This is a genomic window from Phytoactinopolyspora halotolerans, assembly GCF_010550675.1.
In the GTDB taxonomy this organism is placed as follows: Bacteria; Actinomycetota; Actinomycetes; order Jiangellales; family Jiangellaceae; genus Phytoactinopolyspora; species Phytoactinopolyspora halotolerans.
In genome coordinates this window covers 185,778-199,983 of sequence record NZ_JAAGOA010000001.1, presented here as the reverse complement: position 1 = coordinate 199,983, position 14,206 = coordinate 185,778, and the positions used below count along the sequence as shown (strand labels likewise).

Below are 14,206 nucleotides of genomic sequence, written 5' to 3'. Positions count from 1 at the left end.
CGTACGTACGTCAGCCTCAGCGCCGTCCGATATGCCTGAGGTCGCCAGGGTCGGTGTTACCGAGAGACCACAGGCGCAAGTCCGGCCGACTGCGTCACGGCGTCGGGGTCGCCGCACACCGCGAGCCAGTTGGCTAGCATCCGATGGCCGCCCTCGGTCAGCACTGACTCAGGATGGAACTGCACGCCTTCCACGGCGAGCTGTCGGTGCCGTGCACCCATCACCACACCGTTCTGCGTCCACGCGGTCACCTCGAGCTCGGTGGGCACGGTATGCGGCTCGATGGCGAGCGAGTGGTATCGGGTCGCGGTCAGTGGAGTGTCGAGACCGTCGAACGCGCCGGCGCCGGCGTGATGCACCTCGCTGGTCTTACCATGCAGCAGCTCCGGCGCGCGGTCCACTTTGGCCCCGAAAGCCACGCCGATCGCCTGCAGCCCCAGACACACACCGAAGATGGGCACCGTGCCGGCGTGTTCCCGGATGAGCTCCACGCAGACGCCGGCTCGCTCCGGGGTCCCCGGGCCGGGCGAGAGGAGCACACCGTCAAAACCTTCGATGCCGGGCACGTCATCGTTTCGCCGAACCTCACATTCGGCGCCGAGCTGCTGAAGGTACTGGACGATGTTGAAGACGAAGCTGTCGTAGTTGTCGACAACCAGGATCCTGGACGTCACGACTCCGACCTCGACAGTCGCGACCCTTCGTATGCCGGCATAGTGATCAGGTCCTCCATTTCCACCTCATAGCCCAGCCCGTACGCATCGGCGGCGGCACGGAACCACTCCACAGCTTCAGACCGCTCGAGCGCGTCGAGCATGGCGTCGGTGTCACCGATGGCCGAGATCGTGTAGGGCGGAGAGTATTGCTTGCCTTCCAGCTGCAACACCGGACCGACACACCGGACCGTACTCGTGTTGCCGATGCGCTGGTCCATGACCATCATCGCGTCGGCACCACCGGCCCACAGCGCATTCATCACGGCCTCGAGGTCCTGCTGATGGATGATGTAATCCTCCACGTGCGTACCCGGGGCCAAATCCTGCTCGGGGGTGTCGGCCTGCGGCGAGTCGTCGAGCGTCACGGTGATGCCGCTACCCTCGACGGAACCGAGCGCGGCGGTGGTCTGGAGCTCCTCGAGCTGCTGCTGGATCTCTTTCGTCTCGTTATCGCCCAGTTGCTCGGTGAGCTCGTCGATCTCCGACCTCAGGTTCTCCGCATCGGCGATCAGTTCTTCGACGCGTCGTTCCTCCGCGCGGACGAGGTCCGGCATCTCCAGGACCTCGCTACCGCGTAGGTCGGTACCTCCAGAGGTCTTCGCGGTGATGACCAGGAGCGCACCGCATGCCGCGAGAACCACGGGCGCCAGCATCTTCCAGCCGCGCGCAGGTGCAGACTCTGGCACTGCAAGGACCTCCCCTGGGACGATGATAGAGAGTGGAGCAATGAACTACTACGCTATCCGAGCGTCTTGATTTCATGGAAACGCACTGTCACCATCCGCTTCACCTGAGAGGAACCCACCGTGCCGAGTCTGCGCCGCCGCAAGAAGGATGACTCCGTGGCCCCAGAGCGCCGCGACAACACGGCTTCTGGCCGTTGGGTGGTCCCGACCATGCTGACCCTGCTCATCCTGGGTTTGGTCTGGATCGTGGTGTACTACCTGCTCCGTGAGGAGATCGGGTTCATGGAAACGCTGGGCGGCTGGAACCTGGTGATCGGTATGGGCTTGATCACCGGTGGTTTCATCACCGCCACCCAGTGGAAATAGCCTGCGGCTCAACCCACCCAGGACCGCCCCGTCCCCATGCTGTGCCCGTGCCGCACAGCATGGGGACGTTTGCGTTGGGGACAACGTCAACCGTCATCGACGATTATCCTCGATCAAGCACCCTGTCCGAGCATCGTTACCGACATGACCTGCGAAAACAAGGTTGTCCACAGACTATTACACACCTGTGATTACACGCTTGTAGTTCGTCCCCAGTGGGGATAACCCCTGTGGATAACTCGTACCGTTTGAACTCCTCGCGCGCTACGCCACCGTCGCGATGATGGTCCCCGCAATCGCTGCCCCAACGACGGCGCAACCGAGTATCGACCACATCAGCCGGTGTTCACGCGGAGCGTGCGCGTAGAACAAGGACACGAGTCCTCCGGCGACCAGGCCGCCGAGATGCGCACGCCAGTCGATTCCCGAGGCGGTGAACCCGATCACCACGTTGATGCCCAGGATCGCGACCACCGCGCTGACGTCCCGCCCCAGCCGCCTCATGACGACGAAGAGGGCACCCATGAGGCCGAAGACCGCCCCGGATGCGCCCAGGGACATCGTGTAGTCGCCGGCGCCGAGCAGCGACACGGCGGAACCGCCCAGGGCGGACAGCACGTACAGCGCGATGAACCGCCAGCGACCCAGCACTGGTTCCAAGGCGCTGCCCAGGATCCACAGTGCCAGCATGTTCATGCCGATGTGCCACCACGCGTCATGCATGAAGGCAGCCGTGAGCAGCCGGTACCACTGCCCGTCCACCACGCCGAACGTCAGTGCGTCACCGGACACGCCTTTGATGAGGGCGAATCGGGCACTGAGGTCGGTCGATCCAACCTGCGCCGCGTATTGCGCATAGATGGAATTGACCACAGAACCGCTGCTGTAGACCATGCCGAACAACCAGAGCGCGACGTTGATCCCCACCAGACTCTTGGTGATCACGTCTCCGTGCTGACGTATCTGTCCGCCCAGGACGGTCCGCGGTTCGCGACCCGTCTTCGAACCCTGCTGGATGCACTCCGGACATTGGAACCCCACAGGGGCTGCCGTCATGCACTCCGGGCAGATGAACCGGTGACACCGCGAGCATCGGATATAGGTCTCGCGATCCGTATGCCGGTAGCAGACCGGCACCGCGGCACCGTCCTGTGGCGGATGATCGGCGCGACCAGACCCAGTCATACGTCCGTGACTTCAGCTACGGACGATCGAGACCGAGTTGACCACGACCGGCTCCTGCGGCCGATCGAGACGGTCGGTGGGCACCGCGGCGATGGTGTCCACTACCTGTCGGCCGGCGGTGTCCGCCACCTCACCGAAGATGGTGTGTTTCCGGTTCAGGTGAGGCTGTGGGCCAACGGTGATGAAGAACTGCGAACCGTTCGTGTTCGGCCCCGCGTTCGCCATCGCCAGCAGGTATGGACGGTCGAAGACGAGTTCCGGATGGAACTCGTCGGCGAAGTCGTAGCCAGGGCCACCACGGCCGTTGCCCAGCGGATCCCCGCCCTGAATCATGAAACCCTGAATGACCCGGTGGAAGACCGTCCCGTCATAGAGCTTCTCCGAACTCTTCTGCCCGGTTTCCGGGTGCACCCACTCTCGGGTGCCCTCGGCAAGTTCCACAAAGTTACGCACGGTCTTCGGCGCGTGATTGGGTAACAGGTTCAGCGTGATGTCGCCGTGGTTGGTGTGCAGGATGGCTTGGAGGTCGTTGGCCACAGTGTGCCTTTCCGAATTGGTTGGTCCGATTACCCCTCATCTTCCCACGGAGAGCCTCTGGTAGGCATAGGGTCGGATACAAGGCATGATCTATGAAGGGTCTGAGAAGGTACGAGGTTGTACGGACGGGGCAGCAGATGGAACAGACAAGCCTCCCGGCACCGATCGAGCCAGGGGGCGGAAACTGACATGGAACCATCGGGCGTCGCTCCCTACCGGGAACGGGCTGCCGTGGACACGGCCGGCCCGGAATCCGGTACGGATGCGCCCGTGCGGCCTCTGAAGGGCCAGGAAGAACAATCAACGAGGAGGCCCGTCTTGCGGAAGATGCTCGGCAAGAGACGGAAGAAACACCCTGAGGAAGCGGTCACGGACGTCCGCGAGGCCGCTGTTCATGCACGTGAGGCCGCGCGCAAGGCCGGCAAGCGAGCTCGCGACGCCGCCTCGCCCGCGCTCAGCTCGGCCCGCGAGCGGGTCACACCGGTGGTGGAATCGGCCGCCGAACGTGTGGGTCCGACGGTCGAAGCCGCCCGCGCCAAGGTCGGCCCGAAGGCGTCGCAGGCCAAAGACTCGCTCATGAATGACGTCGTGCCCAAGATGGCCGAATCGCTGGCGGGAGCAGCAGACAGGCTCTCGGAGAGGGCACATGATCTCTCCGAGCGTGCCGCAGACATCGCCGAGGAGCCGAAGCGCAGACGGCGCAAGAAGCGACGCCGCACGGTCATGCTGGTGCTCGGCGGTTTCGCGGCCGCTGGAGCGGCGGTTGCCGGCGTCCTGCGCCGGCGTAGCGCCGAGGAGCAATGGACCACGTACGACCCCGCGACGGGTCCCTGGGCGCCGGCTCCCGAGCCGAGCGACAAGCCATCCGAGGCCGAGGGTGACGCGAAGCCGGAGTCGAAGACGGCCGGCGCGGCGACCACGGCTGGTGCGGGGACTGAGACGGACTCCGCAACCGGCCAGAAGGACAAGGAAGGCGAGGCTCAGGCCGAGCCGGCCAAGAAGAGCACCGCCAAGAAGACGACCGCGAAGAAGACTACGGCCAAGAAGAGCACCGCCGCGAAGTCGAACAGCAGCGGCGAGAGCAACAGCCAGGCCACGCTCGACAGTCAGAACTGAGACCTGGCGAATTTCGAGCGGTACGGCCCCGAACGTGGGCCCCGGGCAGGACGCTCGGGGCCCACGTTGCTTGTGCGGACCTCACGAGCGTATACGCACCGCTGGCACGCCCTCCCCGCCCGGAAATCTCGGTTGATCAGGGCCGTCGGCGTTCCGGGATCTCCGGTCACGTGTTCGACCGTCAGGAGGGTGGCGATGCGCCACGTCACCACTGGCACGGGGATGGCACGCACGCCAAGGATCTGGACTTCGGATCTTGACGTTCGTGCTGGTGGAGACGAGGGGATTTGAACCCCTAACCCCCGCCTTGCAAAGGCGGTGCTCTGCCAATTGAGCTACGCCCCCGGGAACGGCTCGACCGCTGATCCGCGCATCGAGCCTTGACAAGAATAGCGCGTCTTCGCTCCGAGGCCGAATCCGTCACCCCACACGCTGGGCTTGGGACTGTCACGACAGTGACGAGGCACACCTTCCGGTGACAACTCCACCCGCAGGCCAATGTCACGCGTGCGGGCGGCGCTGCCACCGGAGTGCGATCAGGCCACCATCGGAGAGAACGCCACGGTGGTCATGCCTTGTCAGCGGGTGGCACCGGATCTGTCGCTTCGGCCCACAAGTCACGTTCCTCCTGACCTGACTGATAACGCTTATATCCGACATAACCGGCAATAGCGACCAGCGCCGTAAACACGAGCTTCTTCTTGGACACGTTGGTCCGCCTCCAGACGTATTACTGAACTCACGGCGAGGCTAACCTATGGGTCTGCACGGCGCCTAGCCGATTCGATGGAGTGCCGCCGTCTGTCCTGACCGCGTGCGGTCGGAACGGCGCAGCGCCTATTCCTCTACCTCTGCCACGGCCTCGTCACGCGTCATCGGGTTGTGCTTCACCCACTCCGCGGTCTCTTCGTGAGCTCGGTCGATGTACTGGCTCAGGCGCTCGGGGTGCACTCGCCATTGCCCACGACCACCCATCTTCATGGCCGGCAGTTCTCCACTGCGGACGAGTGCGTACACCTGTGCGGAAGAGGCGTTCAAGAGCTCAGCGACGTCGGCAAGAGTCAGTAGCTTCTGTTCCATGACATCAGCTTATGTCCTCCACCACGTAGATGTGGAAGCGTGTCGGCGCTGCCATCCTCAGACTTTCGTTCAGCCGTCGCCACAGATCTCCGCGCGGGTGACCAGCGCACCGACAACGTTCGTGGTGCACGGATCCACGGCCACGTAGGGCGTCGCAACCCGCCCTCCACCGATGCGAGTAGTTGTGCCCTCAATTAGAACATGCTCGTTTCAAGTTCGTTGCAAGCGGCGTCTTGACTACACAAGCTCATCACGGAGATAGTGATAAGTAAACGTGAATGTAGTGAGGAGAGTTTGAAGTCTGGCGAACCGGCGCCGTCATCCTTGTCCTGCCATTCATTGACTATCACACCGTACGCTGGACCCTGTTCATCCTCGGACCAGCAGCACACATCGTACTTGCGAGTGAGTCCATGTCAGTATCGCCCGCGTAGCGCGGGCGTCCTTCGGCTTCCGAGGGGGCATCATGCAGGTTGAGGAGCGAAGGTTCGGCGATCACGTCGCCTACGCGGACCACGTTCATGGCGTCGGGCTGTTCGTGGAGGCGCCGGAGTCATTCATCAAATGGTGGGAAGATGCGATCGATTGGCAGCAAGAGGCGGGCTGGCAGATTGTCGAGCGCCCGCAGCAAGACGGGTTCAAGATCGCTGGACGGACCAAAGACGGGAAGGTGGCATTCTTGATGACCCGTAACGATATGAAGAGATCAGATATCGACAAAGATGCACTCAAAACGCTCGCGCGCAGCATCGGTGTGCGACTGACGCTTTGACGTGGGAGGTCCACAGTGGAGGAGGGACCAGACCTCACGGACGCCGTAGAGCGCGCCATGGAGCTGGGGCACGATATCGCCTGGTCTCCGGTCGTCGACGAGTTCGAGATGCTGCACGCATGGGTGTGCGGCAACTGTGGCGGGGCCATGATCGAAGGACTGGCAGGCACGACGGACGGACTCAGTGATCCCTGTCCCAAGCCCACATGCCTGCACTACTGGCAGTCTCACCAGGATTCGCATATCTGCGACCTGCCACGCGGACACGACGGTGAGCACCGCATGACCGGGCGACGGCGGCGTCGATAGGCAGAGCTCCCGGCCGAACGACTGGCATTCACACCGCGAGGATGCACACTGGCCCCCGCCTGATACGGCCGGCGTGCAAGGGCGGGCGAAGGCTGCAAGGCCCGGGAAATGCGACTGAGCTGGATAAACGAACGGTGGGCCTAACTGGACTTGAACCAGTGACCTCTTCCTTATCAGGGAAGCGCTCTAACCGTCTGAGCTATAGGCCCGTGCACTCAGCTGCGACCAGAAGACTACCGCATCGGTACCGGCCGGCCCAAACCGGCCGGTACCGCATCGCATGGCCGGCTCAGTCGTCCTCGGCCAGGGTGAGCTCCAGGCCGCCCAGCAAGCTCGCGGACAGGTTGTACAAGAAAGCACCCAGCGTCGCCAATGCCGTGATGAGCACCACGTTGACGACACCGATGAGGGTCGTGAAGCCCAGAACCCGAGAGAGTGCGACATAGTCGTTGATGTTGATGCCCTCGCTGGTGCTGGACTGGGTGAAGTCGAGCACCAATTCGCTGACCGACTCGAAGACGCCAGCGGCGTCCAGGACCGACCAGAGCACCGCCACCGCCACGAAGAGGGCAATCCCCAGCGCCACAGATAACAGGAAGGCAGACTTCATGACCGACCAGGGATCGACCCGGACCAGCCGCAGGCGTGCCTTGCGGACTCGCGGCGGTCGGCGCGTGCCGCTGCTGCGCTGCTGGGCGGTCCCTCCGGCGTCGACCGATGGCCGCTCTGGGCTCTGCTGGTAAGCATCGGCGCGGGCCGACGGACGCGCATCGAGGCTGACCTGCGTGTCCTCCGTCGGACGGGAAGCCGGCGGCGCGGCCGGCGCGGCCATCGCTTGCGGTGGTGCCTGCGGCGGCTGAGCCTGTGCCTGAGCGGACGGCGGCGGCACGGGTTCCGGCCGCGGACCACGGGCCGGACCGGACGGCTTCGGGGCCTTCCGCGAGTGTGCCTGGGCCGCCTCGGCTGCCTGCACAACCGCCGGCGGCGCTACCGGTGGAGGCGGCGAGCTGGATGGCTGTGCCGGACCCGGCTGCTGCCGATTGGCAGACTGTTGCTGCGGGCCGGCTCCACCCGGAGGCGGTGCTGGTGGCGGCTGGACAGGGCCCGAGTCTGATCCAGGCTCGGGCCGCGTCTGGCGCCGCCCTTTCGTGGCCGAGCGAGCGGCGGCCGCGCCTCGAGGCCCCGCTTGCGGGCCGTTCGAAGGCGATGGCCGCCGCGCCTGAACGGCGGGATCTGGCGCGTTCCCGTTGCCGGAAGCGCCGCCCGACGATTCCGTGGCGCCGTCGCCGGCCTGCTCACGCTCCTCTTCAGCTGTGGGACGTCCGGCCCTTCCGGAACTCGTCACAAGCCATCACCTTCCGAGTTGCTATCAGTATCCGGGGTTTCGGATTCATCGACCGCATCATCGTCCTCCTCCTCGGCACTGTGCGCAATCGCCACGACCGCATCATCGGCGCCCAGCGAGACGAACTTGACACCCATGGTGTCACGTCCCTTCGCCGGAACGTCCGCCACCGAGCTCCGCGTGACGCCACCCGAAGCGCGGATGGCCAGGACGTCATCGCTGTCGCCGACGACCAGAGCGCCCACCAGAGAACCTCGATCCTCGTTGATCTTCATTGCCTTGATGCCGAGTCCACCCCGGCCCTGTACCCGATACTCCTCCACAACGGTCCGTTTTGCGAACCCACCATCTGTGACGGTGAAGACATACGATTCGGTTCCATCGCGGACCACGGACATCGAGAGCAACTCGTCGTTCTCACGGAATTTCATGCCGACGACGCCGCCGGTGGGCCGGCCCATCGGACGTAGCTGTTCGTCGTTGGCAGTGAACCGGAGCGCTTGCGCCTTCTTGGAGACCAGGAGGATGTCGTCGTCGGCGCTGGCGAGCTCGGCGCCGATCAACTCGTCGTCGTCGCGCCGGAAGGTCAGCGCGATGACGCCGCCCGACCGGTTCGAGTCGTACTCCGACAGACGCGTCTTCTTCACCATGCCGTGCCGGGTGGCGAGCACCAGGTAAGGCGCCTGCTCGTAGTCGCGCAGCGTCATGACCCGGGCGATCTTCTCATCCGGCTGGAACGCCAGCAGGTTCGCGACATGCTGACCCTTGGAGTCACGCGCCATCTCCGGCAACTCGTAGGCCTTGGCCCGGTACACGCGGCCGCGGTTGGTGAAGAAGAGCACCCAGTGGTGCGTCGTCGTGACGAAGAACTGGTCGACGACGTCGTCCTCACGCAGCTGGGCGCCACGAACGCCCTTGCCGCCACGCTTCTGCACGCGGTAGAGGTCCGACTTGGTGCGCTTGGCATAGCCGCCGCGGGTGATGGTGACCACGACCGGTTCCTCGGTGATGAGGTCCTCAGCCGTCAGGTCGCCCTCGCCTGGGATGATGGCCGTGCGTCGCTCGTCGCCGTACTTCTCGACGATCTCAGCCAGCTCGTCCCGGATGATCTGATGCTTGCGAACGTCGGACGCGAGGATGTCCTCCAGGTCCGCGATGTCCGTCACCAATCCGTCATGCTCGGCCTGCAGCTCGTCACGGGACAGCGCAGTCAGCCGTCGCAACTGCATGTCGAGGATGGCGGTGGCCTGAATCTCGTCGATATCGAGCAGCTGCATCAGGCCGGTCCGTGCCTCGTCCACGTCGGCCGACCTGCGGATCAGGGCGATGACTTCGTCGATCGCATCGATCGCCTTGAGCAGGCCGCGGACGATGTGCAGCCGTTCCCGCTTCTTCCGGAGCCGGAACTCGGTCCTGCGCCGGATCACCTCGACCTGATGCGTCACCCAATGCCGGACGAACGCATCGAGCGAGAGCGTCCGCGGCACGCCGTCCACCAGGGCGACCATGTTGCAGCCGAAGGTGTCCTGCAGCTGTGTGTGTTTGTAGAGGTTGTTCCGGACCACCGTCGCCACCGCGTCGCGCTTCAACACGACGACGAGTCGCATACCGGTCCGCGACGACGAGTCGTCCCGCAGGTCGGCGATGCCCGGGACCTTTCCGGAGTCCGCGAGCTCGGCGATCTTCCGGGTCAGGGCGTCGGGGTTCACCTGATACGGCAGCTCGCTGATGACCAGGCACGTCCGGCCGCGGTTGTCTTCCTCGACCTCGACGACGGCGCGCATCGTGACCGAGCCCCGGCCCGTGCGATACGCCTGCTCGATTCCGCTGGTCCCGACGATCAGTCCGTTGGTCGGAAAGTCGGGACCCTTGATCCGTTCCAGGAGCGCCTCGAGCAACTCCTCGCTACTCGCGTCCGGATGCTCGAGGTACCAATCCACCCCGGCCGCGACCTCGCGGAGGTTGTGCGGCGGGATGTTCGTCGCCATCCCCACGGCGATTCCGCCGGAACCGTTGACCAGGAGGTTGGGGAACCGGCTCGGCAAGACGTCCGGCTCGGCCCCACGCCCGTCGTAGTTCGGCGAGAAGTCGACTGTGTCCTCTTCGATATCCCTGACCATCTCCATGGCCAGCGGCGCCATCCGGCACTCGGTGTTATGACTCACCAGACCGTCGGTGACGAACGCGTGGTCGTCGGTGTCTACCCGCACGCTGAACACGTCGCGGACACCGGCGTCCTCGACGGAGACGACCTCTGCGTAGTAGAAGCGACCGTCAAGGAGTGGCTCGACGACGGCGAACGCTTCGTCCGTCAACCTGTCCATGATGTCGGTGCGTTCCCACCGATCGATGCGGTCGACATTGTGGTACTTCAGCCACTGATGATCGGCTGCGCTCCGAGCCGCCTCCGGACGTCGCAGGAACTCGGCCACAAACGGGACATGATCGCCGCTGCGGCCCCGAGCCGGATAAGGCAAGCCCTGCAGGATGTCCCGGAGCTTGGCCTGCTTCGCGCCGAGGAAGCCCACACGGCGGGCGAAGAGTTCAGCATCTCGGCGGTTACCGATGACCACCTTGATCTCGCCCGAGTCATAGGCGCACAGGCTGGAGACGACACCGAACTCCAACAGCAGTTGCTGAACCTCACGAGCCAGTTTCCTGCTGCGTGTGGAGTAACTGATCTGTACCGAATGGCGCGGCAGACTGGAGGCCGATCCATCACCCTCGAACAACGACTGCAGGAAGAGCTGCTTGACCGACGCCGTCGCACGCCAGACGAACTCCGGCACACTCTTGTCGGCACTTCGCTGTCCGACCATGTCGCCCAGGACGCTGCTCCGCAGTGCCGACAGGTCCTGAACGTCGAGCTCGTGCAGGACAGATCCGGAAGCGATCTCTCGCTGGTACACATAGTGTGGCCCGCCGACGACCGAATCGTACGCGTCGACAACTGTCTTGAAATACTCCGCGTCGACGTTGCTGAACCCGGCCCGCTTCTCCGAGACGAAGCTCTCACTCACAAAGGCGCCGGCCAGTACCGCAGCATCGTGCGCGTCGCGGCCAGGCAGCTCGTGCTCGGGGATCTCGGTGCGCGAGGCGACGACGTAGTCGCCCGGCTGGATCTCCTCCAGGAGCTTCCACAGAAGCGTGGGTACCCCACCCACGGAGACCAGGCAGAGCACGGGATGGTTATACGTCCCAGTGAGTTCGAACCCGTTCCTCGTCCGAAGCCGTTTGGTCGGATGTGCGCCAGAGTGGAAAAACTTCGTCGCACGGACGAGTTCTCCGCTGCGGCCGGCAAGCTTGAGTTCGATGTCATGCTCAGAGTTAGCCGCAGCGTCGGGTACGACGTCGGCGATCCGGACCGAGCCCGACCCGACCGTACGGATCCGCGTGTCACCGACGACGCAGTAGCGCATCGCGGCTTGGCGGTCGTCTCCGCGCGATCCGAAGTTCCCCTGACCCTGCACCAGCAGGTAACGCATCGACCACCACTGACCGAGACGCACCAAGGTGTCGTAGATCGCAGAGTCACCGTGCGGATGGTAATTGCCCATCACGTCGCCGACGACGCGGGAACACTTGGAGAATCCGCGGTCGGGTCGGTAGCCACCGTCGAACATCGCGTACAGCACACGGCGATGCACGGGTTTGAGGCCGTCACGAACGTCAGGCAACGCGCGGCCGACGATGACCGTCATGGCGTAGTCGAGATAGCTCCGCTGCATCTCGACCTGAAGGTCGACAGGCTCGATTCTGCTGCCACCGAATCCTTCGGCGGTGCTGATGTCGTCAGTCACTAGCGATTCCTCTAAATGTCCAGGAAGCGGACGTCGCGGGCGTTACGTTGGATGAACTTGCGGCGGCTTTCGACGTCCTCACCCATCAGGGTGCTGAAGACCTCGTCCGCCTGCGCGGCGTCGTCGAGGGTCACTTGCAGGAGCAGGCGCTGGTCGGGGTCCATGGTGGTGTCCCACAGCTCGTCGTCGTTCATCTCACCGAGACCCTTGTATCGCTGCATGCCGTCGTCCTTGGGCAGCCGCTTGCCGGCCTCCCGGCCAGCGGCGATCAGCGCATCCCGTTCCCTGTCGGAGTATGCGTACTCGTGCGGGACGTCGCGGCCGACCCACTTCAGCTTGTACAGCGGTGGCTGTGCCAGGAAGACGTAACCCTGTTCCACGACCGGACGCATGAACCGGAACAGCAGCGTCAGCAAAAGGGTGCGGATGTGCTGGCCGTCCACGTCGGCGTCGGCCATCAACACGATCTTGTGATAGCGCAGCCGGTTGATGTCGAAGTCCTCGTGCACACCGGTACCGAGGGCGTTGATGATCGCCTGTACCTCTTGATTCTGCAGGATCCGGTCGATCCGCGCCTTCTCGACGTTCAGGATCTTCCCGCGGATCGGCAGGATGGCCTGAATCTTCGGATCCCGGCCCTGCTTGGCCGGCCCGCCGGCGGAATCACCCTCGACGATGAAGAGTTCGCACTCTTCAGGATTGGTGGACTGGCAGTCCGCCAGCTTGCCCGGCAGACCCGCGCCACCCATCAGCCCCTTCCGGCTGCGCGCCGCATCACGCGCCTTGCGCGCAGCGACACGTGCGACCGCCGCGCTCTGCGCCTTGCGGGCGATCAGCTTGCCCTCGGTCGGGTTCTTCTCGAACCAGTAGCCCATCTGCTCGTTGAAGATGCGCTGCACGAAGCTCTTCGCCTCGGTGTTGCCGAGCTTGGTCTTGGTCTGTCCCTCGAACTGCGGCTCGGCCAGCTTGATGCTGATGATCGCCGTCAGCCCTTCACGGACGTCGTCGCCGGTGAGGTTCGGATCCTTCTCCTTGAGCACGCCCCAGTCCCGGGCGAACTTGTTCAGCAGATACGTCAGCGCCGCACGGAACCCTTCCTCGTGCGTGCCGCCCTCGTGCGTGTTGATCGCGTTCGCGAACGTGTGCACCGATTCGGTGAACTGGTCGTTCCACTGCAGCGCCATCTCGAGGCTCATCGCTTGTCCGTCACCGTTCTCCGCCTCGGCCTCGAACGCGATGACGCTGCTGTGGATCGGTGACTTGGACGAGTTCAGATACTTGACATAGTCGATCAGACCGTCGGCGTAGGTGTACCGGACCTCACGAGGCTCACTGGTCTCGTCGGTCGCGACGTCTTCCTCGGCTCCCTCGTCGCGGCCTTCCGGCCGCTCATCTCGCAGACCGATGGTCAGTCCCTTGTTCAGGAACGCCATCTCTCGGAACCGGTTGGCCAGGGTCTCGAAGGAGTACGTGGTCGTTTCGAAGATCTCGTCGCTGGCCCAGAACGTGATGGTCGTACCCGTACGGTCGGTAGCCTCGTGCCGCTGCAGCGGGGCCTCCGGTTCGCCTCGGAGGTAGGTCTGCGTCCAGCGATATCCATCGCGGAACACCTCGACGTCGAGCCGGGAGGACAGCGCGTTGACCACCGAGACACCGACGCCGTGCAGGCCGCCGGAGACCTTGTAGCCTCCGCCACCGAACTTCCCGCCGGCGTGCAACTGGGTCAGCACCAGCTCCACTGCGGGCTTCTTCTCGATGGGATGCTCGGCCACGGGGATACCGCGGCCGTTGTCCACGACCCGCACACCTCCGTCGGCGAGCAAGGTGATGTCGATGGTGTCACAGATGCCGGCCATAGCCTCGTCGACCGAGTTGTCCACGACCTCGTAGACGAGGTGGTGGAGGCCTCGTTCACCGGTGGAACCGATGTACATGCCGGGCCGCTTACGAACGGCCTCAAGCCCCTCGAGGACAGTGATGTCGCTAGCATCGTAGGACGTGATGTCGTCCGTCACGAACAGGGACCTCCAGCTGAAATGTGCACAAGGAAGCCCGCTCACCTGTAGGCCGCGTACAGGCCCCAGGAGACCGAGCGGCCTATTGGACGCCTCAAGTCTACCCTGTGATCGCACCAGGATGGTGCTTCAACGGCCCAGAAATGCCGTTTGGGGGCTACAGATCGCGCCCGGTTAATCCCCATACCCGAGGAGCCCTCCCGGTGACGCGAGTGCGGCGCAGATCGGCGCCGACGCCCTCGCCGCGGCCGACCACCGCTCACCGGTGCCGGCGGTCCG

General features: G+C 64.4%; 13 protein-coding genes and 2 tRNA genes. 4 read left to right on the top strand and 11 right to left on the bottom strand.

Annotated elements, in window-relative coordinates:
- Positions 1–56 precede the first annotated feature (56 nt).
- Together G1H10_RS00875 and G1H10_RS00870 are read right to left on the bottom strand one after the other, a co-directional pair.
- Entirely contained in the window at positions 57–674 is a 618-nt protein-coding gene (locus G1H10_RS00875) for an aminodeoxychorismate/anthranilate synthase component II (RefSeq protein ID WP_163731297.1), read from the bottom strand.
- Positions 671–1,402, bottom strand: a complete 732-nt coding sequence (locus tag G1H10_RS00870; protein WP_163731294.1) for a DUF881 domain-containing protein — start codon at positions 1,400–1,402, stop codon at positions 671–673. The genes G1H10_RS00875 and G1H10_RS00870 overlap by 4 nt, the downstream gene beginning before the upstream one ends.
- Positions 1,403–1,522: 120 nt before the next feature.
- Between G1H10_RS00870 and G1H10_RS00865 the strand changes: the two genes are divergently transcribed.
- Positions 1,523–1,768 (top strand): cell division protein CrgA, encoded by a 246-nt coding sequence (locus G1H10_RS00865; protein WP_163731291.1) that lies wholly within the window; start codon positions 1,523–1,525, stop codon positions 1,766–1,768.
- A 264-nt stretch (positions 1,769–2,032) separates the two neighbouring features.
- On the opposite strand, the gene G1H10_RS00860 is transcribed toward G1H10_RS00865, so the two are convergent.
- Positions 2,033–2,713, bottom strand: coding sequence for a rhomboid family intramembrane serine protease (locus G1H10_RS00860; RefSeq protein WP_216852760.1), 681 nt, complete (start codon positions 2,711–2,713; stop codon positions 2,033–2,035).
- A 252-nt stretch (positions 2,714–2,965) separates the two neighbouring features.
- Positions 2,966–3,490, bottom strand: coding sequence for a peptidylprolyl isomerase (locus tag G1H10_RS00855; RefSeq protein ID WP_163731287.1), 525 nt, complete (start codon positions 3,488–3,490; stop codon positions 2,966–2,968).
- A gap of 318 nt (positions 3,491–3,808) precedes the next feature.
- Between G1H10_RS00855 and G1H10_RS00850 the strand changes: the two genes are divergently transcribed.
- Entirely contained in the window at positions 3,809–4,606 is a 798-nt protein-coding gene (locus G1H10_RS00850) for a hypothetical protein (RefSeq protein WP_163731284.1), read from the top strand.
- 269 nt (positions 4,607–4,875) lie between these two features.
- Here the strand turns inward: G1H10_RS00850 and G1H10_RS00845 are convergent.
- From G1H10_RS00845 to G1H10_RS00840, 3 genes are all read right to left on the bottom strand, one after another.
- Positions 4,876–4,951: transfer RNA gene (locus G1H10_RS00845), tRNA-Ala, on the bottom strand.
- A 223-nt stretch (positions 4,952–5,174) separates the two neighbouring features.
- The gene (locus tag G1H10_RS32115) at positions 5,175–5,315 is read right to left on the bottom strand and encodes a DLW-39 family protein (protein ID WP_174263945.1); all 141 of its coding nucleotides are present in this window, start codon (positions 5,313–5,315) and stop codon (positions 5,175–5,177) included.
- A gap of 128 nt (positions 5,316–5,443) precedes the next feature.
- Complete coding sequence (locus G1H10_RS00840) at positions 5,444–5,686, bottom strand: helix-turn-helix domain-containing protein (RefSeq protein ID WP_163731281.1); 243 nt, start codon at positions 5,684–5,686, stop codon at positions 5,444–5,446.
- 466 nt (positions 5,687–6,152) lie between these two features.
- On the opposite strand from G1H10_RS00840, the gene G1H10_RS00835 reads away from it, so the two are divergent.
- On the top strand, positions 6,153–6,458 hold the full coding sequence (locus G1H10_RS00835) for a hypothetical protein (RefSeq protein ID WP_163731278.1): 306 nt from the start codon (positions 6,153–6,155) through the stop codon (positions 6,456–6,458).
- Between the two features lie 15 nt (positions 6,459–6,473).
- Positions 6,474–6,767 (top strand): hypothetical protein, encoded by a 294-nt coding sequence (locus G1H10_RS00830; RefSeq protein WP_163731275.1) that lies wholly within the window; start codon positions 6,474–6,476, stop codon positions 6,765–6,767.
- 135 nt (positions 6,768–6,902) lie between these two features.
- On the opposite strand, the gene G1H10_RS00825 is transcribed toward G1H10_RS00830, so the two are convergent.
- The 4 genes from G1H10_RS00825 to gyrB all read right to left on the bottom strand — a co-directional run bounded on the left by G1H10_RS00825 (position 6,903) and on the right by gyrB (position 13,927).
- Positions 6,903–6,976: transfer RNA gene (locus G1H10_RS00825), tRNA-Ile, on the bottom strand.
- A gap of 80 nt (positions 6,977–7,056) precedes the next feature.
- Positions 7,057–7,599 (bottom strand): DUF3566 domain-containing protein, encoded by a 543-nt coding sequence (locus G1H10_RS00820; RefSeq protein WP_163731272.1) that lies wholly within the window; start codon positions 7,597–7,599, stop codon positions 7,057–7,059.
- A 509-nt stretch (positions 7,600–8,108) separates the two neighbouring features.
- Positions 8,109–11,912, bottom strand: a complete 3,804-nt coding sequence (gyrA, locus tag G1H10_RS00815; RefSeq protein ID WP_216852759.1) for an intein-containing DNA gyrase subunit A — start codon at positions 11,910–11,912, stop codon at positions 8,109–8,111.
- Positions 11,913–11,923: 11 nt separating this feature from the next.
- Positions 11,924–13,927 (bottom strand): DNA topoisomerase (ATP-hydrolyzing) subunit B, encoded by a 2,004-nt coding sequence (gene gyrB, locus G1H10_RS00810; protein ID WP_312856510.1) that lies wholly within the window; start codon positions 13,925–13,927, stop codon positions 11,924–11,926.
- Positions 13,928–14,206: the final 279 nt, after the last annotated feature.

Bases quoted from the DNA above. Each gene is read 5' to 3' on its own strand.
- G1H10_RS00835 (WP_163731278.1), top strand. From the start codon at position 6,153: ATGCAGGTTGAGGAGCGAAGGTTCGGCGATCACGTCGCCTACGCGGAC.
- G1H10_RS00820 (WP_163731272.1), bottom strand. From the start codon at position 7,599: ATGGCCGCGCCGGCCGCGCCGCCGGCTTCCCGTCCGACGGAGGACACG.
- G1H10_RS00840 (WP_163731281.1), bottom strand. From the start codon at position 5,686: ATGGAACAGAAGCTACTGACTCTTGCCGACGTCGCTGAGCTCTTGAAC.